Origin of the sequence: Ideonella sp. BN130291 (genome assembly GCF_036231905.1) — a bacterium.
GTDB lineage: Bacteria > Pseudomonadota > Gammaproteobacteria > Burkholderiales > Burkholderiaceae_C > CAMLIZ01.
In genome coordinates, this window is the sequence record NZ_JAZARE010000004.1 from 125,155 (window position 1) to 151,831 (window position 26,677).

Sequence of the window (26,677 nt, forward strand, 5' to 3'; positions counted from 1 at the left end):
CCATGAAAAAACTCATCGTCAGCCTCGTTGCCGCGCTGTCGTTCCTGGTGCCGGCCTTCGCGTCCGAAGGCGGCATGGTCTGGGACCGCTTCCCGGTGGAGAAGATGAACGACGTGGCGTCGTTGCAGAACGGCGCCAAGCTGTTCGTCAACTACTGCCTGAACTGCCACTCGGCGGCCTACATGCGCTACAACCGCCTGCGCGACATCGGCCTGTCGGAAGACCAGGTCAAGAAGAACATGCTGTTCGCCACCGACAAGGTGGGCGAGACCATGAAGGCCGCGATCGACCCGCGCCAAGCCAAGGAATGGTTCGGTGCGACGCCGCCTGACCTCACCGTGATCGCACGCTCGCGTGCGGGTGCGGGCGGCACGGGGGCCGACTACCTCTACACCTACCTGCGCACCTACTACCGCGACGAGACCCGCCCGACTGGCTGGAACAACCTCGCGTTCCCCAACGTCGGTATGCCGCACGCGCTGTGGGAGCTGCAGGGCGCGCGCATCGCCAAGTTCGCCGAAGAGACCGATCCGCACGACCACAGCAAGAAGGTCCACGTGTTCGCTGGCTTCGAGCAGGTGCAGCCGGGCAAGCTCAGTGCGCTGGAGTACGACAATGCGGTGGCCGACCTGGTGGCCTACCTCCAGTGGATGGGCGAGCCCGAGCAGGAGCACCGCGTGCGCCTGGGTGTGTGGGTGCTGCTCTTCCTGGGCCTGTTCACCGTGATCGCCTGGCGCCTGAACGCCGCTTACTGGAAAGACGTGAAGTGACGCGTCGCGCCCGGGGCGCCTGCCCGGGCTTGAGCGCGCAGCGGGTGTGACGAACGCCTGCTGCGCTTTGGATTTTTTGCACAAGCCGCTTTTTTGACTGGGAGCCCACCGCCATGATGGTGCTTTACTCCGGAACCACCTGCCCTTACTCGCACCGCTGCCGCTTCGTGCTGTTCGAAAAGGGCATGGATTTCGAGATCCGCGACGTTGACCTCTTCGCCAAGCCGGAAGACATCGCGCTGATGAACCCGTACAACGAGGTGCCCATCCTGGTGGAGCGCGACCTCATCCTGTACGAGTCGCACATCATCAACGAGTACATCGACGAGCGCTTCCCGCATCCGCAGCTCATGCCGGGTGACCCGGTGGCGCGTGCGCGTGTGCGCCTGTTCCTGCTGAACTTCGAGAAGGAGCTGTTCGCGCACGTGAACATCCTCGAAAGCCGCGGCGTGGCGGCCAAGCCCACCGACAAGCAGCTGGAGAAGGCCCGTTCGCAGATCAAGGACCGGCTGACGCAGCTGGCCCCGATCTTCCTGAAGAACAAGTACATGCTGGGCGACGACTTCTCGATGCTCGACGTGGCCATCGCGCCGCTGCTGTGGCGCCTGGACTACTATGGCATCGACCTGTCCAAGAACGCCGCGCCGCTGCTGAAGTACGCCGAACGCATCTTCTCGCGGCCGGCCTACATCGAGGCGCTGACGCCTTCCGAAAAGGTGATGCGCAAGTAAGCGATGAGCAGCACTCCATCGGCTCCTGACAACCAGGGCACGTCCACCCGGCCGTACCTGATCCGTGCGCTGCACGACTGGTGCACCGACAACGGCTTCACGCCGTACATCGCGGTGTTCGTCGACCGCAGCGTGCAGGTGCCCATGGAGTATGTGAAGAACAACGAGATCGTGCTCAACGTCGGCTTCGAGGCCACCTCCGGCCTCAAGCTCGGCAACGAGACGATCGAGTTCAAGGCACGGTTCGGCGGCAGTGCCCGCGAGATCATCGTGCCGGTGGACCACGTGGTCGCCATCTACGCGCGCGAAAACGGCCAGGGTATGGCCTTCCCGGTGCCCACCGCGAGCACCGGCTCCGCACCGGACCTGCCAGCCGAGGTCGGGCGCGACAAGACCGCGGGCGCGCCACGTGGCCTGCGCCTGGCTTCCAGCGAGAACGAGTCGGCCGGGCCGGTGCACGACCCGCAAGCGGACGCCGCGGCATCGGACGACGATGCCGAGCCGCCGGAGCCGCCCACCACGCCGCCCACGGGGCGTCCTTCGCTCAAGCGGGTGAAGTAAAGCCGACTGGGAAATTTTTCCCAGTCGCGCAAGCCTTCCCGACGTTTCTGCCTGTAGCGCGGTTGCCTGCGCACGGCCGCCCCCGCTGAAACAACGGCATACAAATTGCACTTCCGGCGTCGGGAGGCTGCTGTTGTTTTGCACGCTCGGGCCCTTGTCTGCGGGATGTCAGGGCGGGTCCAGCGGCGTGCATGATGTTTGGGCAGTTGGCATGGTCGGTTCGTCCTTGGAACAATGAACAGGCATACACAGCTAGGATTCGCCGCGCTTTGCTATGTCAAGCGGTGGTATCGCCATGGGCCGCGGTACCGCGCCTACACACGCCTGCTCCAACACACGCAGCGCCTTGACGCGAACGCGCTGCGCGCCTACCAGGACGAGGCCCTGCAGCGCATGGTCCGCCATTGCACGAGCCATGTTCCCTACTACATCGACCTGTTCAAGCGCCTGGGCCTGCGCCCGGAGGACGTCGCCACCCAGCAGGACCTGCAGAAGCTGCCGTTGCTGGACAGCAAGCTGGTGCGCGAGAACTTCGACCGCCTGATCTCGCCGCAACACCGCAACTGGCTCTGCCATACCGGCACCACCAGTGGCACCACCGGACTGCCCAGCAAGTTCCTGCGCGACTTCAACGCCATCAACTTCGAGCACGCGGCCATTTGGCGCAACTGGCACAACGCAGGCGACGACGGCAAGCGCCGCATTTCCCTGCGTGGCGACATCATCGTGCCTTCAGCGCAGAAGCAGCCGCCGTTCTGGCGCTACAACCCGGCCGACCAGGAGCTGCAGATGTCCAGCTACCACCTCTCGCCCGGAAGCGCGCCGCACTACATCGACAAGCTCCTCGAGTTCCGGCCGCAGATCCTGTACTGCGGCCCGTCGATGGGCCATGTGCTGGCCAAGCTGTTCCGGCTGAATCGGGTGGACTACACCTTCGACGCGGTGTTCACCTCCTCCGAGTCACTGGCCCAGCCGGTGCGCGAGTTCATCGAGCAGACCTTCCACACGCGGGTCGTCGACTGGTACGGCCAGTCCGAGCGGGTGGCGGCCATCGGCCAGTGCCATTGCGGCGCCTACCACGTGCAGGAGGACTACTCGATCGTCGAGTTCCTGCCGGCGCACGGCAACACCACGGAGATCGTGGGCACCCAGCTGCACAACTACGTGATGCCGCTGCTGCGCTACCGCACGGCCGACTATGTCGAGATGCCCAAGGTGCAGCGGCCGTGCGCCTGCGGCAGCCAGTTCCGCACGGTGGACCGCATCATCGGCCGCTACTACGGCTACCTGATCACGCCCGAGGGGTACCACATCGCGATCACGGCCCACATCCCGACCGGGGTGGACAACATGATCGAAGCCCAGTTCCACCAGGAACGCCAGGGCGAGGTCATCGTCAAGCTGGTGACCAACGGGCGTTTCGGCCCGGACGATGCCGCCAAGCTGATTGCCAGCGTGAAGAGCCACACCTCGCCCGACATGCAGGTTCGCCTGGAGGAAGTGCCCCACATTCCGCGCGGACCCAACGGCAAGTTCATCAACATCGTGAACCGGATGACGGCCAACGCGCCGATCACGCGCGAAGCGGCGTGAGAGCCGGCTGCCGCGGCAGTGGCGCAGCCCCTAGAATCACGGGTTCCCTGCACCCGCCGGCTTAGCTCAGTTGGTAGAGCAACCGCCTTGTAAGCGGTAGGTCATCCGTTCGAGTCGGATAGCCGGCACCAGCGGCGCTTCAGCGCGGGGTGAGGATCTTCACCCGGATCGGCCGGGCGCTGAAGCCACCCGCGTGCAAGGTGTCTTCCAGCAGGGGCAGCAGGTGGCGCAGCTTGGCCGCCGCCGAGGCGTTGGCCACCAGCAGCGACCACCCCTCGTCATCCACCGGGCCGGGCTGCACGCTGGCGCGCAATGCCGGCGGCAGGCGGCTGGCGATCGCCTCGAACCGGTCCCTGGATTCGTGCAGCCGCTCCATCAACCCGGCCAGCGGGCTGCTGGCGTCCATCGCGGCCCGGATCGGCAGGGCAGGCGAGGGATTTTTGGGCATGCCGCCAGTGTAGCCAGCGTCCTGCCGGGGCCGGCTTCGCCCCCCGGACAGCGCCACCCCGGGTGCTAAACTTTCACGCTTTGCGGCCACCCGGCCACTGCCCTTGCAAAGCAGAGCCGGCACCCTCATGTGCCGCACACGCTCCCGCGCCGCTGCCGCCAATGTCCCACCCGGACCGCGGCATGGCGCGGGCTGCCGTTCATCCAAGCCCTTACGCTGATGTTGCCCAAGCTTCTTACCCAGATTTTCGGTAGCCGCAATGACCGTCTGCTCAAGCAGTACCGCAGCATGGTCGAGAAGATCAACGGCCTGGAACCGCAGCTGGAGAAGCTCTCCGACGATCAGCTGAAGGCCAAGACGCAGGAGTTCCGCGACCGGCTGCAGCAAGGGCACACACTGGACGACCTGCTGCCCGAAGCGTTTGCCGTGGTGCGCGAGGGCAGCAAGCGCGTGCTGAAGATGCGCCACTTCGACGTGCAGCTGATGGGCGGCATGGCCTTGCACCAGGGCAAGATCGCCGAGATGCGCACCGGCGAAGGCAAGACGCTGATGGCCACCTTGCCGGTCTACCTGAATGCACTGCCGGGCAAGGGCGTGCACGTGGTGACGGTCAATGACTACCTCGCCCGGCGGGACGCCGAGTGGATGGGCAAGCTGTACGGCTTCCTCGGGCTCACAGTGGGTGTGAACGTGCCCGGCATGTCGCGCGAACAGAAGCAGCGCGACTACGCCGCCGACGTGACCTACGGCACCAACAACGAGTTCGGTTTCGACTACCTGCGCGACAACATGGTCTACGAGGTGGGCGACCGCGTGCAGCGCGGGCTGGCCTACGCCATCGTCGACGAGGTGGACTCCATCCTGATCGACGAAGCACGCACGCCGCTGATCATCAGCGGCCAGGCGGAGGACCACACCGAGCTGTACGTGCGCATCAACGCGGTGATCCCCAAGCTGAAGAAGCAGATCGGCGAACTGGACCTGCGCACCGGCGAAGGCGTGATCGATCCGGGCGACTTCACCGTGGACGAAAAGAGCCACCAGGTGTTCCTGACCGAAGACGGGCACGAGAACGCCGAGCGCATCCTGGGTGAAGCGGGCCTGCTGGCCGAAGGCGCCAGCCTGTATGACCCGGCCAACATCACGCTGATGCACCACGTGTATGCAGCGCTGCGGGCCAACCACCTTTACCACCGCGACCAGCATTACGTGGTGCAGAACGGCGAAGTGATCATCGTCGACGAGTTCACCGGCCGCCTGATGACCGGCCGCCGCTGGTCCGACGGCCTGCACCAGGCGGTGGAGGCGAAGGAAGGCGTGCAGATCCAGAGCGAGAACCAGACGCTCGCCTCCATCACCTTCCAGAACTACTTCCGCATGTACGGCAAGCTCGCCGGCATGACGGGCACGGCGGACACCGAAGCCTACGAGTTCCAGGAGATCTACGGCCTGGAAACGGTGGTGATCCCGCCCAACAAACCCACCATCCGCAAGGACGAGCTTGACCTGGTCTACAAGACCGACAAGGAAAAGTTCGATGCGGTGATCGAAGACATCCGCGACTGCTACGAGCGCGGCCAGCCGGTGCTGGTGGGCACCACCTCGATCGAGAACTCCGAGCTGATCTCGGCCAAGCTCACCAAGGCGAAGCTGCCACACCAGGTGCTCAACGCCAAGCAGCACGCCAAGGAGGCGGAGATCATTGCCCAGGCCGGCCGGCCGAAGATGATCACCATCGCCACCAACATGGCGGGCCGCGGCACCGACATCGTGTTGGGCGGCAACGTGGAAAAGCAGGTCCAGTTCATCGAGGAAGACGAGAGCATTCCCGAGCAGGAAAAGGTGGTGCGCATCGCCAAGCTGCGCGGCGAATGGCATCAGCTCAACGAGCAGGTGAAGAAGCTGGGCGGCCTGCGCATCATCGCCACCGAGCGGCATGAAAGCCGCCGCATCGACAACCAGCTGCGCGGCCGTTCGGGCCGCCAGGGCGACCCGGGTTCCTCGCGCTTCTACCTGTCGCTGGAAGATCCGCTGATGCGCATCTTCGCGGGCGACCGGGTGCGGGCCATCATGGACCGGCTGAAGATGCCCGAGGGCGAAGCCATCGAGGCCGGCATCGTCACGCGCAGCATCGAAGGCGCGCAGCGCAAGGTGGAAGCGCGCAACTTCGACATCCGCAAGCAGCTGCTCGAATACGACGACGTCAGCAACGACCAGCGCAAGGTCATCTACCAGCAGCGCAACGACATCCTGGAAGCGCAGTCGCTCGCGGCCCAGATCGCTGCGCTGCGCCGCTCTGCGATGGAAGATGTGGTGCGCACCTATGTGCCCGCCGACAGCCTGGAAGAGCAGTGGGATCTCGAAGGACTGGAGAAGGTGCTGCGCGAGGAATGGCAGCTCGACATGCCGCTGAAGGCCGAGGTCGAGAAGAGCAGCGAAGCGACCGACGAGGACATCGTCGAAAAAGTGGCTCAGGCGGCCGATGCGCTGTTCGAGGCCAAGGTGGCGGCGGTGGGGCTGGAGCAGTTCACGCCCTTCATGCGCATGGTGCTGCTGCAGGCGATCGACTCGCACTGGCGCGAACACCTGGCTGCGCTGGACTACCTGCGCCAGGGCATCCACCTGCGCGGCTACGCTCAGAAGAACCCCAAGCAGGAATACAAGCGCGAGGCCTTCGAGCTGTTTGCGCAGCTGCTGGACGTGGTGAAGCTCGAGGTCACCCGCGTGCTGATGACCGTGCGCATCCAGTCGCAGGAGCAGGTGGCCGAGGCCGCCGAGCAGATCGAGGACCACGCCAGCCACATCAGCAACGTGACCTACACGCACCCCAACGACGACGGCAGCGTGAGCCAGGACACCGATCCGTCGGACCAGGTGCCCAAGGTGGGCCGTAACGACCCGTGCCCCTGCGGCAGCGGCAAGAAGTACAAGCAGTGCCACGGCAAGTTGGCCTGATCGAAAGGGTGTGTCATGCCGGTGAACCTGAGCGCCCCTGATCCCGCCAGCCTGCACCCCGTTCCCGGCGTGCGCATCGGCGTCGCGATGGCGGGTGTGCGAAAAGCCAATCGCAAGGACCTGACGGTGTTCGAGCTGGCGCCGGGCAGCGTCGCGGCCGGCGTGTTCACGCAGAACCGCTTCTGTGCCGCGCCCGTGCAGGTGTGCCAGCAGCATCTGGCGGCCAGCCCCGAGGTGCGGGCGCTGGTGATCAACACCGGCAATGCCAACGCCGGCACCGGCGAGGACGGCCTGGTGAGGGCGCACGCCACCTGCGTGGCGCTGGCCCAGCACCTTGATCTTGCGCCGGAGCAGGTGCTGCCGTTTTCCACCGGGGTGATCATGGAAGTGCTGCCGGTGGATCGCATCCAGGCCGGCTTGCCGTCCGCGCTGGCGGGATTGGCGGAGAACCGCTGGGCCGAGGCCGCCGAAGCGATCATGACCACTGACACGCTGCCCAAGGCGGCGTCGCGGCAACTCACCATCGGCGACCGCACCGTCACCGTCACCGGCATCAGCAAGGGCGCCGGCATGATCCGGCCCAACATGGCGACTCTGCTGGGCTTCATGGCCACCGACGCGGTGATAGCACCGCAGGCACTGCAGGCGCTGGTGAAGCTGGCCGCCGACCAGTCGTTCAACCGCATCACCATCGACGGCGACACCTCCACCAACGACTCCTTCGTGCTGATGGCTACGCGCCAGGCCGGGCATGCGGAGATCACGGACCTTGCGTCTGGCGACGGCCGTGCGCTGTGCGATGTGGTGGTCGAGGTGGCGCGCAGTCTGGCGCAGGCGATCGTGCGCGACGGCGAGGGCGCCACCAAGTTCATCACCGTGCAGGTCGATGGCGGGCGCAGCGAGGCGGAATGCCGCCAGGTGGCCTATGCCATCGCGCATTCGCCACTGGTGAAGACCGCCTTCTACGCCAGCGACCCCAACCTGGGCCGCATCCTGGCGGCAGTCGGATATGCCGGCATCGCGGACCTGGACCAGACCACGATCGACCTCTTCCTCGACGATGTGCACGTGGCCCAGCGCGGCGGCCGCCATCCCGCCTATCGGGAAGAAGACGGCCAGCGCGTGATGAAGCAGGCGGAGATCACCGTGCGCGTGGACCTGCACCGCGGTGCGGCGCAGGCCACCGTGTGGACCTGCGACTTCTCGCACGACTACGTGAGCATCAACGCCGACTACCGAAGCTGAGGGGGTTGAGCCCTCTCTGCGTGCCGATCGACATCGGCTAGCATCGTCCACCGCAGCCGGGGTGACACCGCCCCCAAAAAGGCTGCCGCACCGCGCGTCGGGCTCACCCGCTCGCCCGCGCGGCACGACAGGGAGACGAAAAAGGTGAACCAGGGTTCGATCGCGCGCGCCTGGCGTGCGCTGGCTGGTCGGCTATTGGGTGCGGACGACCTGCTGCGCCAGGTCACCTACCGGCGGCTGTTCAGCTCCATCCTCATCAGCTCGCTGGGCGCGCAGGTCACCATGCTGGCCCTGCCGCTCACCGCGGCACTGCTGCTGCACGCCACGCCCACGCAGATGGGCCTGCTCACGGCGATGGAGATCCTGCCTTTCGTGCTGTTTTCGCTGCCCTCCGGCGTGTGGCTGGACCGGGTGCGCAAGCTGCCCGTGTACATCGGCGGCGAATGCCTGCTGGCGGTGGCATCGGCCAGCGTGCCGCTCGCCTGGTGGATGGACGTGCTGGCCATGCCACTGATGTACCTGGTGGCCTTTGTCATCGGCAGCGTGCACACCACCGCGGGATCGGCCGCGCAGATCGTGCTCACCCAGGTGGTGCCGCGCGACCGCCTGGTGGAGGCGCATGCGAAGAATGCGCTGGCGAGCTCAGGCGCGGAGGTGGCGGGGCCCGGCCTGGCCGGTGCGCTGATCAAGCTGGTGGGCGCGCCGGTGGCCTTTCTGCTGGATGCCGTGATGTTGGCGTTTTCGGCGTGGATCCTGCGTGGCATCCGGGTGGACGAAGTGCGCACGCCGCGGCCTGAGGCGCACTTCTGGCACGACCTGAAGGCCGGGGTGCGCTTCGTGCGCGAGCACCGCCTGCTGGTGGCACTGGCCGCCTGCGTCGGGGTGTGGCAGATGTGCCAGAACGCCGCTGTGGTGGTGCAGATCCTCTATGCCACCCGTGTGCTGGGGCTGCCGGAGCAAGCCGTCGGGCTGAGCTACGTGGGCATGGGGGCCGGCACCGTGCTCACCAGCGTGTTTGGCAACCGCGTCAGCCACCGCTTCGGGCCGGGGCCCACGCTGGTGCTGGGCTTTGCGATCTGCGGCGTGGGCTGGCTGCTGCCGGCCCTGGCGCCGGCCAATGCCTGGGGTGTGGCCGCTTTTGCGCTCATGCTCGGCATGTTCGGTGTGGGCGCGGTGCTGATCTTCATCAACTTCCTTGCGCTGCGCCAGGCGGTCACGCCAGAGCCGCTGTTGGGCCGCATGACCAGCACGATGCGCTGGCTGATCCTGATCCCGGCCGGGCCGGGCGCCTTGTTGGGCGGCTGGCTGGGTGAGCACCATGGGCTGCGTTATTCGCTGGCTTTTGCCGGCTGCAGCTCGCTGCTGCTGGCCGCCGTGGCGTGGCGCCAGCCGGTGATCCGCAGCGTGAAGGAACTGCCGCGCCTGCACGAGCCGCCTGCCGCCGGGCCTGGGGCCACGGCGGGCGCCGCGGCGGGCGGCTGAGTCAGTCGCGGATGGCGGCCGGGTCGGGGGAGAACCGTGCCACTTCGTCGGTGATCAGGCCATCGATGCCGGCGTCGCGGAGGCGATGCGCTTCGGCCGGATCGTTGACGGTGTAGGCCAGCACACGCAGGCCGGCGTCGTGGGCCTGCTGGATCACCGCACGGTCCAGCAGCGGATAGGCCGCCACGATGGCCACGCACTCCAGGCTGCGCGCCAGCGTCAGCCAGCCTTCCTGGAGCGTGTCCAGCAGCAGCGCCCGGGGGCATTGCGGCGCGGCTGTCTGCGCCGCGGCCAGCGCAGCGGGCTGGAAGGAGCTGAGCAGCGGCGGCAGTGTGTCGGCGGGCCAGCACTGGGCGACATACCGCGCCACAGCATCGCCGGTGCGAGCCTCCTCGCCGGGCGTGGGCTTGATCTCGATGTTGAGGGCGTAGCCGTTGCGCAGCACGTAGGCCGCGATGGCGTCCAGGCTGGCGAGTGGTTCGCCGGCGTAGGCGCGGCTGTGCCAGCCGCCCGCGTCCAGCCGCGACAGGTCGCTCCAGGGCTGCTGCCCCGCGGTGCCGCTGCCCGAGGTGGTGCGCTGCAGGCCGGCATCGTGCAGCAGGAACAGCGCGCCGTCGGCGCTGAGCTTCACGTCACATTCGAAGGCCCGGTAGCCGTGTGCCGCGCCCACCCGGAAGGCGGCCAGCGTGTTCTCGGGCGCCAGCTTGCCCGCGCCGCGGTGGGCCACCCAGAAGGGATACGGCCAGGGCTGCATCAGGCCACCCGCGCCTGGGTCTGCTCGTCGAACCAGTGGATGTGTTCGGCGGGCACCTGCACCATCACCGTCTGGCCCATGATCGGCACCGGGTCCGTGCCCGCGATGCGCACGGTGAACAGGGCGGCGCCGAGGCGGCCGTACACCAGGCGCTCGGCGCCCAGCATCTCGATCATCTCCACCTTCAGCGCCCAGCTGCCCTGGTTGGACAGGCGCACATGCTCCGGCCGCACCCCGAGGATCAACGAGCCGTTGCGCGGTGCGGGCCGCGGCAGGTCCAGGCTCTGGCCGGTGAGGCCGAAGCTCGCACCGTCGGCACGGCCGTGCAGCAGGTTCATCGGCGGCGAGCCGATGAAGCCGGCCACGAAGGTGGTGGCGGGGCGCGCATACACCTCTTCCGGCGTGCCGAACTGCTCCATGCGGCCGGCGTTCATCACGATCATGCGCTGGGCCAGCGTCATGGCCTCGACCTGGTCGTGGGTGACGAACAGCGAGGTCACACCCAGTTCGGTGTGCAGCTTCTGGATCTCCAGCCGGGTCTGGGCACGCAGCTTGGCGTCCAGGTTGGACAGCGGCTCGTCGAACAGGAACACCTGCGGCTGGCGCACGATGGCGCGGCCCATGGCCACGCGCTGGCGCTGCCCACCGGACAGCTGGCGCGGCTTGCGCTGCAGCAGCTGGCTGAGCTCCAGGATCTTGGCCGCCTTCTGCACCCGGGTCTCGATGTCTGCCTTGGGCACCTTGGCGATCTTCAGCCCGTAGGCCATGTTGTCGTACACCGTCATGTGCGGGTACAGCGCATAGTTCTGGAACACCATCGCGATGTCGCGCTGCGCGGGCTCCAGCTTGTTCACCACCCGGTCACCGATGGCGATGTCGCCCTCGCTGATCTCCTCCAGCCCGGCCACCATGCGCAGCAGGGTGGACTTGCCGCAGCCGGACGGGCCGACGATCACGATGAATTCGCCGTCGGAGATCTCCGCGTCCACACCGTGGATCACCTGGTTGGCGCTGGCGCCGCTACCGTAGCGCTTGATCACCTTGCGAAGCGAAATGCTGGCCATGGTTGTTGTCGTGTTCTCGGTTGTTATTTCTCGGCGTCCACCAGGCCCTTGACGAACCACTTCTGCATCAGCATCACCACCAGCACCGGCGGCAGCATGGCCAGCATCGCGGTGGCCATCACCACGTTCCACTCGGTGTAGGCCTCACCGCCAATCAGGCGCTTGATGCCCAGCACCACCGGGTACATGGTCTCGTTGGTGGTCACCAGCAGCGGCCAGAGGTACTGGTTCCAGCCATAGATGAACTGGATGACGAACAGCGCCGCGATCGGGGTGGTGGAGAGCGGCAGCAGCACATCCTTGAAAAAGCGCATCGGCCCAGCGCCGTCGATGCGCGCCGCCTCCACCAGCTCGTCCGGCACGCTGAGGAAGAACTGGCGGAACAGGAAGGTGGCCGTGGCCGAGGCGATCAGCGGCACGGTGAGGCCGGCATAGGTGTTGAGCATGCCGAGCTGCGACACCACCTCGTAGGTGGGCCCGATGCGCACCTCTACCGGCAGCATCAAGGTCACGAAGATCATCCAGAACACCAGGCCGCGCAGCGGAAAGCGGAAGTAGACGATCGCGAAGGCGGACAGCAGCGAGATCGCGATCTTGCCGATTGCGATGGTGAGGGCACTGACCAGGCTCACCCACATCATGGGCCCGGCCGCCGGAAGGTGGCTGCCCATGCTGGTTTCGCCACCGAACAACGCGATCCGGTACGTATCCGCCATGTGCGTGCCGGGCACCAGCGTCATCGGCCGGCTTTGCGCGATCTCCTCCGCGGTGTGGGTGGACGCCACGAAGGTGAGGTACACCGGGAATGCCACGATCAGCACACCCAGCAAGAGGACCAGGTGCGACAGAACACGCAGGCCGGGGCGGTTTTCGATCATCAGTATTCGACTTTCTTCTCGACGAAGCGGAACTGCAGCACCGTGAGCGTGACGACGATGATCATCAGCACGACGGACTGCGCCGCCGAGCCGCCCATGTCCAGGGCCTTGAAACCGTCGTAGTACAGCTTGTAGACCAGGATGGCGGTCTCCTTGCCGGGGCCACCATGGGTCGCAGCGTCCACGATCGCAAAGGTGTCGAAAAAGGCGTAGACGATGTTGATCACCAGCAGAAAGAAGGTGGTGGGCGACAGCAACGGAAACACCACGGTCCAGAAGCGGTACCAGGGCGAGGCGCCGTCGATCGCGGCTGCCTCGATGAGCGAGCGGGGGATCGCCTGCAGGCCTGCCAGGAAGAACAGGAAGTTGTAGGACACCTGCTTCCAGATGGCGGCCAGCACGATCAGCGCCATCGCATGGTTGGCATTGAGCAGGTGGTTCCACTCCAGGCCCAGCTGCTGCAGCCCGTAGGCCACCACACCCATCGGCGAGGCGAACAGAAACAGCCACAGCACACCGGCCACCGCTGGCGCGACCGCATAGGGCCAGATCAGCAGCGTGCGGTAGATCGCACTGCCGCGCACCACCCGGTCGGCCATCACCGCCAGCAGCAGCGCAAAGGCCAGGCCGCACACCGCCACCGCGATCGAGAAGAAGGCGGTGGTCTTGAACGAGTCCAGGTACCCGGGGTCGCCGAAGATGCGGCGGAAGTTCTCCAGCCCGACGAACTCGGTGGAGGTGCCAAAAGCGTCCTGCGTGAGCACGCTCTGGTACACCGCCCGCGCCGCGGGCCAGAAGAAGAACACCAGCACGACGGCCATCTGCGGCGCGATGAGCGCCCAGGGCAGCCAGGTGGAACGGAAGCGGACGCGCTTTTCCATCACGTCCGCCGGCGCGCGGGCCCGGCCCGGCGCCGAGCCGCCTCAAGGCGGGCCACGCCCCCTTGGGGGGGCGCGCAGCGGCGCAGCCGCCAGCTCGGGGGCCCCATCAAAGCTTGGCGCTCTTCTGGAAGCGCTCCAGCTGTTCGTTGCCGCGCTGGATGGCCGTCTCCAGCCCCTCCTTCGCGGTCTTCTTGCCGGACCACACCTGCTCCATCTCTTCGTCGATGATGGTGCGGACCTGCACGAAGTTGCCCAGCCGCACGCCGCGCGACTTGTCGGTCGTCTTGCGGATCATCTGTGTCACAGCGACGTCGGTGCCCGGGTTCTCCTTGTAGAAGCCGGACTTCTCGGTGAGCTCGTACGAGGCCTTGGTGACCGGCAGGTAGCCGGTGCGCTGGTGGCTCTTGGCCGCCACTTCGGGCTTGGACAGGTACTCGAAGAACGCGGCCACGCCCTTGTATTCGGGCGCCTTCTTGCCCGACATGACCCACAGGGAAGCGCCACCGATCACGGTGTTCTGCGGGGCGCCTTGCACATCCGGGTAATAGGGCAGGGCAGAGATGCCGTAGCCGAACTTGGCGTTGCGTTTCAGGTTGGCATACAGGCCCGACGAGCCGGTGAACATGGCGCACTCGCCCGACACGAAGGTGGCATCGGCAGTATTGCCACGGCCCTTGTAGACGAACAGGCCCTGCTTGGACATGTTGGCCAGGTTCTCGACGTGGCGCACGTGCAGCGGCGAATCAAAGGCCAGGCGCGTGTCCAGGCCGCCGAAGCCGTTGTTCTTGGTGGCGAACAGGGTGTTGTGCCAGGCGGAGAAACTTTCCAGCTGTGTCCAGCTGATCCAGCTGGTGGTGAACGGGCACTTGTGGCCGGCGGCCTTGAGCTTGGCGGCGGCCAGCGCCACCTCGGGCCAGGTGGTGGGCGCCTTGTTCACGTCCAGGCCGGCGGCCTTGAACGCGTCCTTGTTGTAGTAGAAGACCGTGGTCGAGCTGTTGAACGGGAAGCTCAGCATCTGGCCGTTGGGCGCGGTGTAGTAGCCTGCCACCGCGGGCACGTAGGCCGCGGGGTCGAACTTGGCGCCGGCGTCCTTCATCACCTGGCCCACGGGCACGATCGCGCCCTTGCTGGCCATCATGGTGGCGGTGCCCACTTCGAACACCTGCAGGATGTGCGGCGCGTTGCCGGCGCGGAAGGCGGCGATCGCGGCGGTCATGGACTCGTCGTAGCTGCCCTTGAAGGTGGGCACGATCTTGTAGTCCTTCTGGCCGGCATTGAAATCCTTGGCCAGGTCGTTCACCCATTCGCCCAGGGCGCCGCCCATCGAATGCCACCACTGGATCTCGGTCTGTGCCTGGGCGGACGACGCCGCCAGCGCAAGCGCCAGGGCGAACAACTTCGTTTTCATGAGGCTCCTTTGATGTCAAGCGAAGGCGGCCTCTTGGGCCGCCCGGCTCGACAGTTTGTGTGGACTGTGTGACAGGTCCATTTCTGTCACAGCTTGGCGCGAAAGGGCACCGGGGATTACCCCGCTGGGCAGGCCGCTCCACAAGCCCATTGCTGCACTGCGGTACCATTCGCGGTCAAGTGCTGAAAGCAGGTTCGAGCGAGCCTGGCGCCCATGAACGCACCGCTTCCCGTGACCCCGATGGCCGCCGGCCAGATGGACACCGATGCCGCAGCTCCCCGGCTGCGCGAGATTCCGTACAACTACACCTCCTTCTCCGATCGCGAGATCGTGATCCGGTTGCTGGGCACGCGCGCGTGGGAGCTGCTGAACCGCCTGCGCGAGGAGCGCCAGACCGGGCGATCCGCCCGCATGCTGTACGAGGTGCTGGGCGACATCTGGGTGGTGGAGCGCAACCCTTACCTGCAGGACGACCTGCTGGACAACCCCAAGCGCCGCCGCCTGCTGGTGGAGGCCCTGCGCCACCGCCTGGGCGAGATCGCCAAGCGGCGCGATGCCGCGGCCGATGCGCAGCGCGATGCGCTGGTCGGCGAGCTGCTCGCTGCCGCCGAAACGGCCGTGCAGCGCTTCGCCGCGTCGTTCGTGCAGATCGAGGAGTTGCGCAAGCGCACCCGCCGCCTGCTGGGCAAGCACACCGCCAAGGACAACATCAAGTTCGACGGCCTGTCGCGGGTGTCGCACGTGACCGACGCCACCGACTGGCGGGTGGAGTACCCCTTCGTGGTGCTCACGCCCGACACCGAGGCCGAGATGGCCGCGCTGGTGAAAGGCTGCGTGGAACTGGGCCTGACGATCATTCCGCGCGGCGGCGGCACCGGCTACACCGGCGGCGCGGTGCCGCTCACCTGGAAGAGCGCGGTCATCAACACCGAGAAGCTCGAGCGCATGACCGAGGTGGAGTTCGTCGCCCTGCCTGGCGTGGACCAGCCCGTGCCCACGGTGTGGACCGAAGCCGGCGTGGTGACCCAGCGTGTGGCCGATGCGGCCGAGCGAGCCGGCCATGTGTTCGCGGTCGACCCGACGTCGGCGGAAGCGTCGTGCATCGGCGGCAACATCGCGATGAACGCCGGCGGCAAGAAGGCGGTGCTCTGGGGCACGGCATTGGACAACCTGGCGTCCTGGCGCATGGTGACACCCGACGCCAAGTGGCTGGAGGTGGTGCGCCTGAACCACAACCTCGGCAAGATCCACGACGTGGAGGTGGCGAGCTTCGAGCTGCGCTACTTCGATGCGGCCGGCAAGACCCTGGAGCGCACCGAGCGCCTGGAGATTCCTGGCCGCGTGTTCCGCAAGGAGGGCCTGGGCAAGGACGTCACCGACAAGTTCCTCGCCGGCCTGCCCGGCATCCAGAAGGAAGGCTGCGACGGCCTCATCACCAGCGCACGCTGGGTGGTGCACCGCATGCCGCAGCATGTGCGCACGGTGTGCCTGGAGTTCTTTGGCAACGCGAAGGATGCGGTGCCGTCGATCGTGGAGATCAAGGACTTCATGTTCGCCGAGGCGAAGGCCGGCGGCGCGATCCTGGCTGGCCTGGAGCACCTGGACGACCGCTACCTCAAGGCGGTGGGCTACGCCACCAAGAGCAAGCGGGCGGTGTTGCCCAAGATGGTGCTGGTGGGCGACATCGTCGGCGAGGATCCTGACGCCGTGGCGCGCGCCACCAGCGAGGTGGTGCGCATCGCCAACTCGCGCGCCGGCGAGGGCTTCGTGGCGGTGAGCGCCGACGCGCGCAAGAAGTTCTGGCTGGACCGCAAGCGCACGGCCGCCATCGCCAAGCACACCAACGCCTTCAAGATCAACGAAGACGTGGTGATCCCGCTGCCGCGCATGGGCGAGTACACCAACGGCATCGAGCGCATCAACATCGAGCTGAGCCTGCGCAACAAGCTTCAGCTGCTCGACGGGCTGGAAACCTTCTTCCAGCGCGGCAACCTGCCGCTGGGCAAGACGGACGACGCCAACGAAATCCCGAGCGCCGAGCTGCTGGAGGACCGGGTGCAGCAGGCGGTGCAGCTGCTGCGCGAGGTGCGCGCGCTGTGGCAGCAGTGGCTGCAGCAGCTGGACGTGCAGCAGCCGGAAGGGCGCTCGTTCTTCGAGCTGATCCAGGACGGCACGCTCCGCGCATCGTGGAAGACGCAGGTGCTCAAGGCGCTGCAGAGCATCTTTGCCGGCGGTGAGTTCCAGCCCATCCTCGAGGAGTGCCGCCGCATCCACAAGGAGGTGCTGCGCGGCCGCGTGTGGGTGGCGCTGCACATGCACGCCGGCGACGGCAATGTGCACACCAACATCCCGGTCAACTCCGACAACTACGAGATGCTGCAGACGGCCCACGAGGCAGTGGGCCGCATCATGGCGCTGGCACGCCGGCTCGATGGCGTGATCAGCGGCGAACACGGCATCGGCATCACCAAGCTGGAGTTCCTGCGCGACGACGAGATCGCGCAGTTTGCCGACTACAAGCAGCGCGTGGACCCGGAAGGCCGCTTCAACAAGGGCAAGCTGCTGCGCGACGTGTCCATGCTGGGCGACGATGTGCGTGCCGCCGACCTCGCGCATGCCTACACACCCAGCTTCGGGCTGATGGGGCATGAGTCGCTGATCATGCAGCAGAGCGACATCGGCGCCATCAGCGAGTCGATCAAGGACTGCCTGCGCTGCGGCAAGTGCAAGCCGGTGTGTGCCACCCATGTGCCGCGCGCCAACCTGCTGTACAGCCCGCGCAACAAGATCCTGGCCACGTCATTGCTCGTCGAAGCCTTCCTCTACGAGGAGCAGACCCGGCGCGGCGTGAGCATCAAGCACTGGGAAGAGTTCGAGGACGTGGCCGACCACTGCACGGTGTGCCACAAGTGCGCCTCGCCCTGCCCGGTGAAGATCGACTTCGGCGACGTGTCCATGAACATGCGCAACCTGCTGCGCAAGATGGGCCAGAAGAGCTTCCGCCCCGGCAATGCGGCCGCGATGCTGATGCTCAACGCCACCAACCCGCAGACCATCAAGTTCGCGCGCAGCGCGATGGTGGACATCGGCTTCAAGGCCCAGCGCCTGGCCAACGACCTGTTCCGCGGCCTGGCCAAGGCGCAGACGGCGCGCCCGCCCGCGACCGTGGGCAGCACGCCGGTGCGCGAGCAGGTCATCCACTTCATCAACAAGAAGTTGCCGGGTGGCCTGCCCACCAAGACCGCGCGTGCCCTGCTGGACATCGAGGACAAGAACTACGTCCCCATCATCCGCGACCCGAAGCAGACGAGCGCAGACACCGAAGCGGTGTTCTATTTCCCCGGCTGCGGTTCCGAGCGCCTGTTCTCCCAGGTGGGCCTGGCCACGCAGGCCATGCTGTGGCATGCCGGCGTGCAGACGGTGCTGCCGCCGGGCTACCTGTGCTGTGGCTACCCGCAGCGCGGCTCCGGGCAGTTTGACAAGGCCGAAAAGATCATCACCGACAACCGGGTGTTGTTCCACCGCGTGGCCAACACGTTGAACTACCTGGACATCAAGACGGTGGTGGTGAGCTGCGGCACCTGCTACGACCAGCTGCAGGGTTATGAATTCGACAAGATCTTCCCGGGCTGCCGCATCATCGACATCCACGAGTACCTGCTCGAAAAGGGCATCGTGCTCGACGGCAAGGGCGCCTACCTGTACCACGACCCCTGCCACAGCCCGATGAAGCTGCAGGACCCGATGAAGACGGTGAAGGCGCTGGTGGGCGAGCAGGTGCTGAAGAACGAACGCTGCTGCGGCGAAAGCGGCACCCTGGGCGTGACACGTCCCGACATCTCCACCCAGATCCGCTTCCGCAAGGAGGAGGAGCTGCGCAAGGGCGAGGCCACGCTGCGTGCCTCCGGCGCGGTGGCGGAGAAGGCTGACGTGAAGATCCTCACCTCCTGCCCCAGCTGCCTGCAGGGCCTGAGCCGCTACGGCAAGGACCTGCAGAACGGCCTGCTGGAGGCCGACTACATCGTGGTCGAGATGGCGCGCCAGATCCTCGGCGAGGACTGGATGCCCGACTACGTGGCGCGCGCCAACGACGGCGGCATCGAGCGGGTGCTGGTATGAACCTCGCCCGGCCGTCTGCAGAGGTGAATTCCCGCCAGGCGGGAACGCGCGCGGCGCGAAGGGTGCACCAATGAGCAAGGGTTGCCACCTCTGTGCGGAGCCGGGCGGCGAGCCGGTGTGGGCGGACGGCCTGCTTCGTGTGGTGCGGGTGGAGGACACGCCCGACTTCCCGGCGTTCTACCGTGTGATCTGGACCGAGCATGTGGCCGAGCTGTCCGACCTGGGTCCGGACGACCTGCGGCATTGCATGGACGCGGTGGTGTGCGTGGAGCGCACGATGCGCCAGCATCTGGCGCCCACCAAGATGAACGTGGCGACCCTGGGCAACATGGTGGCTCACCTGCACTGGCATGTGATCGCCCGCTTCGACTGGGACACCCATTTCCCGTATCCCATCTGGGCCACGGCCCAGCGCGCCGCGGACACCGTGCTGATGCAGCGGCTGCGCGCCTCGCTGGCCGACCTGGACAGGGCGGTGGCGGCCGCGCTGGCCGACAAATGACGGCAGCCATGGCGCAGCGGCATCCCACCGAGCTCGTCGTGCACCAGCAATCGCGGGTGCTGGAAATTGCCTTCGACGACGGTGCGCGCTTTCGCATCCCGTTCGAGCTGATGCGGGTGTATTCGCCATCGGCCGAAGTACAAGGCCACGGCCCGGGGCAGGAGGTGCTGCAGACGGGCAAGCGCGAGGTGAGCATCGTGGCCATCGAGCCGGTGGGGCACTACGCCGTCAAGCCGACCTTTTCGGATGGCCACGATTCCGGTCTCTTCACCTGGGACTACCTCTACCGGCTGGGCAGCGAAGAGCAGGCCCTGTGGCAGCGCTACGAGCAGCGCCTGGCCGCCGCCGGCCGGGACCGCGATGCGCCCATGCCGGAGGCCGGCCGGGGCGCCTGCGGCCACCATCACTGAACAACACAAGGGGGCGCAGATGAGCCAGACCCACTTCGGTTTCCAGACCGTGGACGAACAGGAAAAAGCGCGCAAGGTGCGCGGGGTGTTCGACTCGGTGGCATCGCGTTACGACGTGATGAACGACCTGATGTCCATGGGCATGCACCGGGCCTGGAAGGCTTACACGGTGGCCGTGGCCAATTTGCAACCCGGCGACAAGGTGCTGGACATCGCCGGCGGCACCGGCGACCTGGCCCGTGCGTTTGCGCGCAAGGTCGGCGCCACCGGAACGGTGGTGCACACCGACATCAACGAGGCCATGCTGCGGCAGGGCCGCGACCGGCTGCTCGACGAGGGGCTGGTGCTGCCCACGTCGATCTGCGACGCCGAGGTGCTGCCGTTCCGCCACGACAGCTTCGACCTGGTCAGCGTGGCCTTCGGGTTGCGCAACATGACCCACAAGGAGCAGGCGCTGTCCGAGATGTGCCGGGTGCTGCGCCCCGGCGGGCGCCTGCTGGTGCTGGAATTTTCCAAGGTGGCTGCGCCGCTGGAGAAGGCCTACGACTGGTATTCCTTCAACGTGCTGCCGCGGCTCGGCCAATGGGTGGCCGGCGACGCCGAAAGCTACCGCTACCTGGCCGAATCCATCCGCATGCATCCCGGGCAGCAGGAACTGAAGGCGCTGATGAAGGCGGCCGGCTACGGCCACGTGGACGTGCACAACCTCAGTGCCGGTGTGGTGGCCTTGCACGTCGGTATCAAATGCTGACACACCGGCGCACCGGCCTCGCCAGCTGAACGGCCGCCCCCGCAATCGAGGGTTCCTGGCGCAGGCACCGGTGGGCGGGGCGCCTGTGGGTCGATGATGCGGGCACGCCGATTGCTCCCCGATGTGCTCGGCGCGGGTCGGACAGGGCCGCGCTGGTGCCCCTTACTTGGGGGGAGGTCGTTGAACTAAGGGTGATCGCTACACTCGCAGACCTTCGTGGCTCGGCAGCCGTAACGCCGACCGCTGCACTTCGGCGCGTCCGCCGGCTCCCTGGCCAACAACGAGTTAGATGACATGAACATGCACATGGGTACGTCGCGCACTGTAGGGACGGTGTCGCGCGTCGCGCTGATCGCGAGCGTCTGCGTCCTGGTCGCCTTGACCGGCTGCAGCAAGAAGGAAAAGGGCGGCGCCAGCCAGACGGCGGCCAAGGTCAACAAGCAGGAAATCACCGTCCACCAGATCAACTTCGTGTTGCAGCAGCAGCGCGGCCTGCGCCAGGAGCAGATGGAGCCCGCCAGCCGCCAGGTGCTGGAGCGCCTGATCGACCAGGAGCTGGCGCTGCAGAAGGCGGAGGAGCTCAAGCTCGACCGCGACCCGCGCGTGGTGCAGCAACTGGAAGCCGCCCGCCGCGAGATCATTGCCCGCGCCTACGTGGAAAAGAGCAGCGAGGGTGTTGCCAAGCCGACGGCCGAGGAAGTGAAGAAGTACTACGACGACCACCCGGCGCGCTACAAGGAGCGCCACGTCTACAGCGTGCAGGAGCTCAACATCGAGGCCAAGCCTGAGCAGGTGGCCTCGGTGAAGGCCCTGGTGGATGGGGGCAAGCCGCTCACCGAGATTGTCGACTTCCTCAAGGCCAACCAGATCCGTTATGCCGCGAACCAGGTGGTGCGCGGCTCGGAGCAGTTGCCGGCACCGTCGCTGGACCTGCTGGCGCGCATGAAGGACGGGCAGATGGTGCTCAATGGCACGCCCATCGGCGCGCAGATCGTGCTGCTGGCCGCATCGCGCCTGCAACCGGTGACGCTGGAGCAGGCGACCCCGGCCATCGAGCAGGCGATCCTGGGCGAACGCAAGCGCGACCTGGTGGCCAAGAATCTGCAGCAGCTGCGCGCCGACGCAAAGATCGAATACGTGGGCAAGTTCAAGGACGGCGCGGCCGGTGCCGCGGCCGATGCCGCCAGCGCTGCGCCGCTGGGCGACGCCGCAGCACCTGCTGCTGCCGAGCCCACGGCTGCCGCGCCGGCACCGTCTGCCGCGCCCGCACCGGCTGCACCAGCGCCGGCCGCCAGCGCCGGCCTGGACACCTCCTCCATCACCAAGGGATTGGGCATCAAATGACCACCAGCCGAAACAAACTCGCCCTCGTCGTTCTCGCCGTCAGCGCCGCGCTGGCGGGCCCCGTGGCCTCGGCGCAGCAGCAAGGCGGTGCGCGCGCCGCAGCGTCCGTCGGTGAATACCGCCTCGGATCCGGCGATGTCATCCGGATCACGGTCTACCAGAATCCCGACCTCACGCTGGAGGCCCGCATCAGCGAGGCCGGGTCGCTCAGCTATCCGCTGCTGGGCACCGTGCGCCTGGGCGGCCTGACGGTGAGCGAGGCGGAGAAGCGCATCGCCGATGGGTTGCGCAACGGCAACTTCGTGAAGCAGCCGCAGGTGAGCGTGCTGGTCACCCAGGTGCGCGGCAACCAGGCCAGCGTGCTGGGACAGGTCAACCGGCCGGGCCGCTTCCCGATCGAAGTGGCCGACATGCACCTGTCCGACCTGCTGGCGATGGCCGGCGGCATCGCCACCTCCGGCGCGGACGTCATCACCCTGGTGGGCATGCGCGACGGCAAGCCCTTCCGCCGCGAGATCGACCTGCCGAACGTGTTCCGCGGCGACCGGCGCCAGCAGGACGACCTGATCATCCAGAACGGCGATGTGGTCTACGTGGAGCGTGCGCCCATGGTCTATATCTACGGTGAAGTACAGCGCCCCGGTGCCATGCGGCTTGAGCGCAACATGACGGTCATGCAGGCGCTGGCCACCGGCGGCGGCCTCACACAGCGCGGCACCGAGCGCGGCCTGCGGGTACACCGCCGCGGCTCCGACGGCAAGGTCGAGGTGGTACAGCCGAACCTGAACGACTCGCTTCGCGATGGCGACGTGGTCTACGTGCGAGAGAGCCTCTTCTGAGGGCCTGAAACATGAACCTGAACCAGTTTTTGGCGATCCTGAAGGCGCGCTGGCCGATTGCAGTGGCCGTGTTCGCCCTCACGGTGCTCACCACCCTGGCGGTGAGTCTGATGCTGCCCAAGCGCTACTCGGCGACTTCCACCCTGGTGGTGGACGTGAAGTCGCCGGACCCGATCGCCGGCATGATGCTGCCGGCGCTGGCGCTGCCCAGCTACATGGCGACCCAGGTCGACGTGATCCAGAGCGACCGTGTCGCACAGCGTGTCGTCAAGGTCCTCCGGCTCGCGGAGAACCCGGAGGTGCGCAAGCAGTGGATGGAGTCCACCGAGGGCAAGGGGTCGCTGGAAGCCTGGTTGGCAAAAACCTTCCAGAAACAGCTGGACGTGAAGCCCTCGCGTGAATCCAATGTCATCACAGTCACCTACACCGCACCGGACCCCCGGTTCGCGAAGGCGGTGGCCGACGGGTTCGTGCAGGCATTCCTCGACGTGACCGTGGATCTGCGTGTCGACCCTGCGAGGCAGTATTCGTCGTTCTTCGAGCAACGGGCCAAGCAGTTGCGTGATGCGGTGGAGAAGGCCCAGGCCAAGCTGTCCACGTTCCAGCAGGAAAACGGGCTTGTCGCGGCCGACGAACGGCTAGACGTGGAGACGGCGCGTCTCAACGAGTTGTCGAGTCAGCTGGTAATGTTGCAGGCTGCGTCTGCCGAGTCGGCTGGCCGCAGTGCACAAGCGGCAGGCGCAAGCGGCGGCAGCATGCAGGAGGTGCTCAACAATCCTGTGGTGGCGACGCTGAAGACTGACCTTTCACGCAACGAGGCCCAGCTCCAGCAACTGAGCGCCCGGCTGGGCTCGAACCATCCGCAGGTGATCGAGGCCAAGGCCAATATCGCCGAGTTGCGGGCGCGCATGGACAGTGAAGTCCGGCGCGTGACGGGGAGCTTGGCGCTCAACAACCAAGTGAACCGGTCGCGGGAAGGAGAGGTCCGTGCGGCCCTCGATGCCCAGCGAAGCAAGGTGCTCAAACTCAAGGCGCTGCGCGATGAGGCCACGGTGCTGCAGCGCGATGTCGAGAACGCGCAGCGCGCCTACGACGCGGTAGTGGCCCGTGGTTCCCAGACCAGCCTGGAGAGCCAGACCACGCAGAGCAACATCTCCGTGCTGTCGCCGGCGGTGGAACCTTCGGAGCCTTCGTCCCCGAAGATCGCACTGAACACCTTCCTCTCCATCGTGATGGGCAGCCTGCTCGCCATCGGCGCTGCGGTGGTGATGGAGCTGCTGGATCGGCGGGTACGCACCGTGACCGACGCTTCCGAAGCGCTCGGCCTGCCGTTGCTTGGCACCTTGCCGCCGCCCACGTCACGCCGTCGTCGCCTGGCTGCCGCAGGCAAGGGCATGCCGCTGCTCCAGCAGCGTATCCTCGGGCAGCTGCCCACTCCGTCGAAAGGTGTGTGATGGCCAAGTTCCGTGACCCTTCGAACGTGCAGCAGGTGGAGCCGGAAGGCCCCGCGCCCATGTCATCGGCTGGCCCGGTCGTCCAGGACCGGGCGATGGGCGATCTGCTTCGCGAGGCGCGAAACCTGACGGCCGAGCAGGTGGAGGAGGTGCTGCGGTACCAACGTGAACACCACGTTCGTTTTGGCGAGGCCGCGATCGCGCTCGGCTTCGTGAACGCCGACGATGTGCTCTTCGCCCTGTCGCAGCAGTTCCATTACGTCTACGTGCCCGATCAGCTGGATGGGGTCAACGAAGAGCTGGTCACCTTGCGCAGCCCGTTCTCGCACCAGGCGGAAGCTTTCCGCCGCATCCGCAGCCAGCTCATGATGCGCGTGTTTGGCGAGACAGATGTCCGTCGCGCGCTTGCCGTGGTCAGCGCGAACCCTGGCGACGGCAAGACCTTCTTCGCCGCCAACCTGGCGGTGGTGCTCGCGCAGTTGGGCGGGCGCACGCTGCTGGTGGACGGCGACCTGCGCGGCCCGCGTCAGCATGAGGTGTTTGGCATCAACAGCACCGCTGGCCTGTCCGGGTTGCTGTCCGGCCGTGTGGAGGCCCAGGTGATCCAGCAGATTCCCGCGCTGCCGAACCTATTCGTGCTGCCGGTGGGCATCACGCCGCCCAATCCTCTGGAACTGATTGAGCGCTCGGCGTTTGCGTTGTTGATCCGCGAACTGCTCAGCAAGTTCGACCACGTGATCTTCGATACACCGGCTTCGGTGTACGGGGCGGATGCCGGCGTGATTGCAGCCCGCTGCGGGGCCGCGCTGGTGATCGCGCGCAAGGATCAGTCGCGGGTAGCCGAGCTGCAAGAGCTGGTCGATTCGCTGGCCGAAAGCCCTGCGAAGCTGGCCGGCGTCATCATGAACGAGTTCTGACCTGCCCATGATGCTCAACACTGCGGCATTCGTGAGGCTGCGCCAGGACAGGTCGGTCATGTCGGCCGTCATCCTGGCCGCGACGCTGCTGGTGCTTTTCGCGCCGGTCGCCGAGGCACTGATCCAGCAGGTTTGGGGCACGGACGAACAAGGCCACGGCCCGATCATCATCGGCGTGGCGCTGTGGCTGCTGTGGCATCGCCGCGATCAGCTGCGTGCGGTTGCAGCCAACGCCGTGCCGGCGGGGCTGGGCGGCTGGCTGCTGCTGGCGTTCGGCCTGGCGATCTACATGGTGGGGCGCATACAGAACATCGTCATGTTCCAGATGGGCGCCTTCTTGCCGCTCATCGTTGCCGCGTTGGCGCTGACCTATGGCTGGGCGATGGTGCGTGCGGCCGCGTTCCCCATCTTCTTCCTGATTTTTGCCATCCCCTTGCCGGGCGCGGTGGTGGACATGGTGACGCAGCCGCTCAAGCGCGGCGTCTCGTATGTGGCAGAGCAACTGCTTTACCGCGCCGACTATCCGATCTCGCGGACCGGCGTGATCCTGATGATCGGTCCATACCAGCTGCTGGTGGCCGATGCCTGCGCCGGGCTGAACTCGATGTTCACGCTGGAGGCCTTGGGCTTGCTGTACATGAACATCGTCGGACACACCTCCAAGTTGCGCAACCTGCTGCTTGCCATCCTGATCGTGCCGGTTTCCTTTTGCGCGAACGTGGTGCGGGTGATGATCCTGGTGCTGGTGACCTTCTATCTGGGCGATGAAGCCGGGCAGGGTTTCGTGCACAGCTTTGCCGGCATGGTGCTGTTCCTGGTGGGCCTGATGCTGATGCTCGGCGTGGACCGCATCCTTGGCCTGTTTGTCCCTGCAAAGGACACCAAGTGACGCTCGCTGACTACAAGCGCCCGATTGTCGTGGCCGTGTTGATGCTGAGTGCCCTGGTGCTCAGCACGGTGGCTACGCCTCAGGAGAAGCTGGCCGACACCCGGCAACATTTTGTTCTCGACCAGGCGGTGCCCCGGCAGTTCGACGACTGGCGAGTCGACGATTCCGTCGCTCCCCTGCCGCCATCGCCCGACCAGGCGTCGGTGTTGAACCAGATCTACGATCAGATCCTGTCGCGCACCTATATCAACAGCCGGGGCGAACGCGTCATGCTGTCCATCACCTACGGGTCGCGCCAGACGCAGCAGCTGCGCGCCCATCGGCAGGAGGTGTGCTATTCGGCCCAGGGCTTCAGGATCACCGAGTTGCAGCATGTGCAGATGACGGTGGGCGGCGGTACGCTGCCCGCAACCCGCATGGTGGCCACCCAGGGCCGGCGGGTGGAGCCGGTGACCTATTGGTTCACCACGGGTGATACCGTGGTGCTGAGCTACTGGGACCGTGAGTTTGCCCAGTTCCGGTATGCACTCTCCGGCTTCGTGCCTGATGGCTACCTGGTGCGGCTGTCCAGCCTGTCGACGTCGAGTTCGACTGCCTTCGGCCAGCATGTCGCCTTTGCGAACGCCTTGATGTCGCATCTGGACCCGGAGCTGCGAAGGCGGCTCGTCGGGCACAGCTGACC

General features: G+C 66.5%; 23 protein-coding genes and 1 tRNA gene. 18 read left to right on the forward strand and 6 right to left on the reverse strand.

Annotated features, from left to right (window positions below):
• Window positions 1–2: 2 nt before the first annotated feature.
• From VPH43_RS09815 to VPH43_RS09835, 5 genes are all read left to right on the forward strand, one after another.
• Window positions 3–770, forward strand: a complete 768-nt coding sequence (locus VPH43_RS09815; RefSeq protein WP_328577504.1) for a cytochrome c1 — start codon at window positions 3–5, stop codon at window positions 768–770.
• A 113-nt stretch (window positions 771–883) separates the two neighbouring features.
• Window positions 884–1,501, forward strand: a complete 618-nt coding sequence (locus tag VPH43_RS09820) for a glutathione S-transferase N-terminal domain-containing protein (protein WP_328577505.1) — start codon at window positions 884–886, stop codon at window positions 1,499–1,501.
• Window positions 1,502–1,504: 3 nt separating this feature from the next.
• Window positions 1,505–2,062 (forward strand): ClpXP protease specificity-enhancing factor, encoded by a 558-nt coding sequence (locus VPH43_RS09825; RefSeq protein ID WP_328577506.1) that lies wholly within the window; start codon window positions 1,505–1,507, stop codon window positions 2,060–2,062.
• Between the two features lie 393 nt (window positions 2,063–2,455).
• Entirely contained in the window at window positions 2,456–3,655 is a 1,200-nt protein-coding gene (locus VPH43_RS09830) for a hypothetical protein (protein ID WP_328577507.1), read from the forward strand.
• A 55-nt stretch (window positions 3,656–3,710) separates the two neighbouring features.
• Window positions 3,711–3,786: transfer RNA gene (locus VPH43_RS09835), tRNA-Thr, on the forward strand.
• Between the two features lie 8 nt (window positions 3,787–3,794).
• On the opposite strand, the gene VPH43_RS09840 is transcribed toward VPH43_RS09835, so the two are convergent.
• The gene (locus VPH43_RS09840) at window positions 3,795–4,103 is read right to left on the reverse strand and encodes a hypothetical protein (RefSeq protein WP_328577508.1); all 309 of its coding nucleotides are present in this window, start codon (window positions 4,101–4,103) and stop codon (window positions 3,795–3,797) included.
• Window positions 4,104–4,322: 219 nt separating this feature from the next.
• Between VPH43_RS09840 and secA the strand changes: the two genes are divergently transcribed.
• The 3 genes from secA (at window position 4,323) to VPH43_RS09855 (ending at window position 9,785) form a co-directional block, all read left to right on the forward strand.
• Complete coding sequence (secA, locus tag VPH43_RS09845; protein WP_328577509.1) at window positions 4,323–7,058, forward strand: preprotein translocase subunit SecA; 2,736 nt, start codon at window positions 4,323–4,325, stop codon at window positions 7,056–7,058.
• 15 nt (window positions 7,059–7,073) lie between these two features.
• Entirely contained in the window at window positions 7,074–8,303 is a 1,230-nt protein-coding gene (gene argJ, locus VPH43_RS09850; protein ID WP_328577510.1) for a bifunctional glutamate N-acetyltransferase/amino-acid acetyltransferase ArgJ, read from the forward strand.
• Window positions 8,304–8,447: 144 nt separating this feature from the next.
• Entirely contained in the window at window positions 8,448–9,785 is a 1,338-nt protein-coding gene (locus VPH43_RS09855; protein WP_328577511.1) for an MFS transporter, read from the forward strand.
• Between the two features lies 1 nt (window position 9,786).
• Here the strand turns inward: VPH43_RS09855 and ugpQ are convergent, their stop codons facing one another.
• The 5 genes from ugpQ to ugpB form a co-directional block, all read right to left on the reverse strand.
• Complete coding sequence (gene ugpQ, locus VPH43_RS09860; protein ID WP_328577512.1) at window positions 9,787–10,539, reverse strand: glycerophosphodiester phosphodiesterase; 753 nt, start codon at window positions 10,537–10,539, stop codon at window positions 9,787–9,789.
• On the reverse strand, window positions 10,539–11,603 hold the full coding sequence (locus VPH43_RS09865; RefSeq protein ID WP_328577513.1) for a sn-glycerol-3-phosphate import ATP-binding protein UgpC: 1,065 nt from the start codon (window positions 11,601–11,603) through the stop codon (window positions 10,539–10,541). The genes ugpQ and VPH43_RS09865 overlap by 1 nt, the downstream gene beginning before the upstream one ends.
• Before the next feature lie 23 nt (window positions 11,604–11,626).
• On the reverse strand, window positions 11,627–12,481 hold the full coding sequence (ugpE, locus tag VPH43_RS09870) for a sn-glycerol-3-phosphate ABC transporter permease UgpE (RefSeq protein WP_328577514.1): 855 nt from the start codon (window positions 12,479–12,481) through the stop codon (window positions 11,627–11,629).
• The gene (gene ugpA, locus VPH43_RS09875) at window positions 12,481–13,362 is read right to left on the reverse strand and encodes a sn-glycerol-3-phosphate ABC transporter permease UgpA (protein WP_328577515.1); all 882 of its coding nucleotides are present in this window, start codon (window positions 13,360–13,362) and stop codon (window positions 12,481–12,483) included. Before ugpA ends, ugpE begins: the two co-directional genes overlap by 1 nt.
• A gap of 106 nt (window positions 13,363–13,468) precedes the next feature.
• A complete protein-coding gene (gene ugpB / locus VPH43_RS09880) occupies window positions 13,469–14,770 on the reverse strand; it encodes a sn-glycerol-3-phosphate ABC transporter substrate-binding protein UgpB (protein ID WP_328577516.1) in 1,302 nt (433 codons plus the stop codon).
• 213 nt (window positions 14,771–14,983) lie between these two features.
• Here ugpB and VPH43_RS09885 point away from each other — a divergent pair, with 213 nt between their 5' ends.
• The 10 genes from VPH43_RS09885 to epsI all read left to right on the forward strand — a co-directional run bounded on the left by VPH43_RS09885 (window position 14,984) and on the right by epsI (window position 26,675).
• Complete coding sequence (locus VPH43_RS09885) at window positions 14,984–18,889, forward strand: FAD/FMN-binding oxidoreductase (RefSeq protein ID WP_328577517.1); 3,906 nt, start codon at window positions 14,984–14,986, stop codon at window positions 18,887–18,889.
• Window positions 18,890–18,959: 70 nt separating this feature from the next.
• The gene (locus VPH43_RS09890; RefSeq protein ID WP_328577518.1) at window positions 18,960–19,391 is read left to right on the forward strand and encodes an HIT family protein; all 432 of its coding nucleotides are present in this window, start codon (window positions 18,960–18,962) and stop codon (window positions 19,389–19,391) included.
• Window positions 19,388–19,801, forward strand: coding sequence for a DUF971 domain-containing protein (locus tag VPH43_RS09895; RefSeq protein ID WP_328577519.1), 414 nt, complete (start codon window positions 19,388–19,390; stop codon window positions 19,799–19,801). The genes VPH43_RS09890 and VPH43_RS09895 overlap by 4 nt, the downstream gene beginning before the upstream one ends.
• Window positions 19,802–19,820: 19 nt before the next feature.
• Window positions 19,821–20,552 carry a bifunctional demethylmenaquinone methyltransferase/2-methoxy-6-polyprenyl-1,4-benzoquinol methylase UbiE gene (gene ubiE, locus VPH43_RS09900; protein ID WP_328577520.1) on the forward strand — a complete coding sequence of 244 codons (732 nt, stop codon included), beginning with the start codon at window positions 19,821–19,823 and terminating at the stop codon, window positions 20,550–20,552.
• Window positions 20,553–20,846: 294 nt separating this feature from the next.
• Window positions 20,847–21,896: an EpsD family peptidyl-prolyl cis-trans isomerase gene (locus VPH43_RS09905; protein WP_328577521.1), complete on the forward strand. Its 1,050-nt coding sequence runs from the start codon at window positions 20,847–20,849 to the stop codon at window positions 21,894–21,896.
• Window positions 21,893–22,735 carry a polysaccharide export protein EpsE gene (gene epsE, locus VPH43_RS09910; protein WP_328577522.1) on the forward strand — a complete coding sequence of 281 codons (843 nt, stop codon included), beginning with the start codon at window positions 21,893–21,895 and terminating at the stop codon, window positions 22,733–22,735. Before VPH43_RS09905 ends, epsE begins: the two co-directional genes overlap by 4 nt.
• A gap of 11 nt (window positions 22,736–22,746) precedes the next feature.
• The gene (epsF, locus tag VPH43_RS09915) at window positions 22,747–24,189 is read left to right on the forward strand and encodes a chain length determinant protein EpsF (RefSeq protein WP_328577523.1); all 1,443 of its coding nucleotides are present in this window, start codon (window positions 22,747–22,749) and stop codon (window positions 24,187–24,189) included.
• Entirely contained in the window at window positions 24,189–25,106 is a 918-nt protein-coding gene (locus VPH43_RS09920; RefSeq protein WP_328577524.1) for a polysaccharide biosynthesis tyrosine autokinase, read from the forward strand. Before epsF ends, VPH43_RS09920 begins: the two co-directional genes overlap by 1 nt.
• Window positions 25,107–25,164: 58 nt before the next feature.
• Window positions 25,165–25,995: an exosortase B gene (gene xrtB / locus VPH43_RS09925; RefSeq protein ID WP_328577525.1), complete on the forward strand. Its 831-nt coding sequence runs from the start codon at window positions 25,165–25,167 to the stop codon at window positions 25,993–25,995.
• Window positions 25,992–26,675, forward strand: a complete 684-nt coding sequence (epsI, locus tag VPH43_RS09930; RefSeq protein WP_328577526.1) for an exosortase-associated protein EpsI, B-type — start codon at window positions 25,992–25,994, stop codon at window positions 26,673–26,675. Before xrtB ends, epsI begins: the two co-directional genes overlap by 4 nt.
• Window positions 26,676–26,677: the final 2 nt, after the last annotated feature.

Bases quoted from the DNA above. Each gene is read 5' to 3' on its own strand.
- ubiE (WP_328577520.1), top strand. From the start codon at position 19,821: ATGAGCCAGACCCACTTCGGTTTCCAGACCGTGGACGAACAGGAAAAA.
- VPH43_RS09890 (WP_328577518.1), top strand. From the start codon at position 18,960: ATGAGCAAGGGTTGCCACCTCTGTGCGGAGCCGGGCGGCGAGCCGGTG.
- VPH43_RS09825 (WP_328577506.1), top strand. From the start codon at position 1,505: ATGAGCAGCACTCCATCGGCTCCTGACAACCAGGGCACGTCCACCCGG.
- VPH43_RS09905 (WP_328577521.1), top strand. From the start codon at position 20,847: ATGAACATGCACATGGGTACGTCGCGCACTGTAGGGACGGTGTCGCGC.
- argJ (WP_328577510.1), top strand. From the start codon at position 7,074: ATGCCGGTGAACCTGAGCGCCCCTGATCCCGCCAGCCTGCACCCCGTT.
- VPH43_RS09840 (WP_328577508.1), bottom strand. From the start codon at position 4,103: ATGCCCAAAAATCCCTCGCCTGCCCTGCCGATCCGGGCCGCGATGGAC.
- xrtB (WP_328577525.1), top strand. From the start codon at position 25,165: ATGTCGGCCGTCATCCTGGCCGCGACGCTGCTGGTGCTTTTCGCGCCG.
- VPH43_RS09815 (WP_328577504.1), top strand. From the start codon at position 3: ATGAAAAAACTCATCGTCAGCCTCGTTGCCGCGCTGTCGTTCCTGGTG.
- epsF (WP_328577523.1), top strand. From the start codon at position 22,747: ATGAACCTGAACCAGTTTTTGGCGATCCTGAAGGCGCGCTGGCCGATT.
- ugpA (WP_328577515.1), bottom strand. From the start codon at position 13,362: ATGGAAAAGCGCGTCCGCTTCCGTTCCACCTGGCTGCCCTGGGCGCTC.
- VPH43_RS09895 (WP_328577519.1), top strand. From the start codon at position 19,388: ATGACGGCAGCCATGGCGCAGCGGCATCCCACCGAGCTCGTCGTGCAC.
- VPH43_RS09885 (WP_328577517.1), top strand. From the start codon at position 14,984: ATGAACGCACCGCTTCCCGTGACCCCGATGGCCGCCGGCCAGATGGAC.
- secA (WP_328577509.1), top strand. From the start codon at position 4,323: ATGTTGCCCAAGCTTCTTACCCAGATTTTCGGTAGCCGCAATGACCGT.
- ugpE (WP_328577514.1), bottom strand. From the start codon at position 12,481: ATGATCGAAAACCGCCCCGGCCTGCGTGTTCTGTCGCACCTGGTCCTC.
- ugpQ (WP_328577512.1), bottom strand. From the start codon at position 10,539: ATGCAGCCCTGGCCGTATCCCTTCTGGGTGGCCCACCGCGGCGCGGGC.
- VPH43_RS09830 (WP_328577507.1), top strand. From the start codon at position 2,456: ATGGTCCGCCATTGCACGAGCCATGTTCCCTACTACATCGACCTGTTC.
- ugpB (WP_328577516.1), bottom strand. From the start codon at position 14,770: ATGAAAACGAAGTTGTTCGCCCTGGCGCTTGCGCTGGCGGCGTCGTCC.
- VPH43_RS09820 (WP_328577505.1), top strand. From the start codon at position 884: ATGATGGTGCTTTACTCCGGAACCACCTGCCCTTACTCGCACCGCTGC.
- epsE (WP_328577522.1), top strand. From the start codon at position 21,893: ATGACCACCAGCCGAAACAAACTCGCCCTCGTCGTTCTCGCCGTCAGC.
- VPH43_RS09865 (WP_328577513.1), bottom strand. From the start codon at position 11,603: ATGGCCAGCATTTCGCTTCGCAAGGTGATCAAGCGCTACGGTAGCGGC.
- VPH43_RS09920 (WP_328577524.1), top strand. From the start codon at position 24,189: ATGGCCAAGTTCCGTGACCCTTCGAACGTGCAGCAGGTGGAGCCGGAA.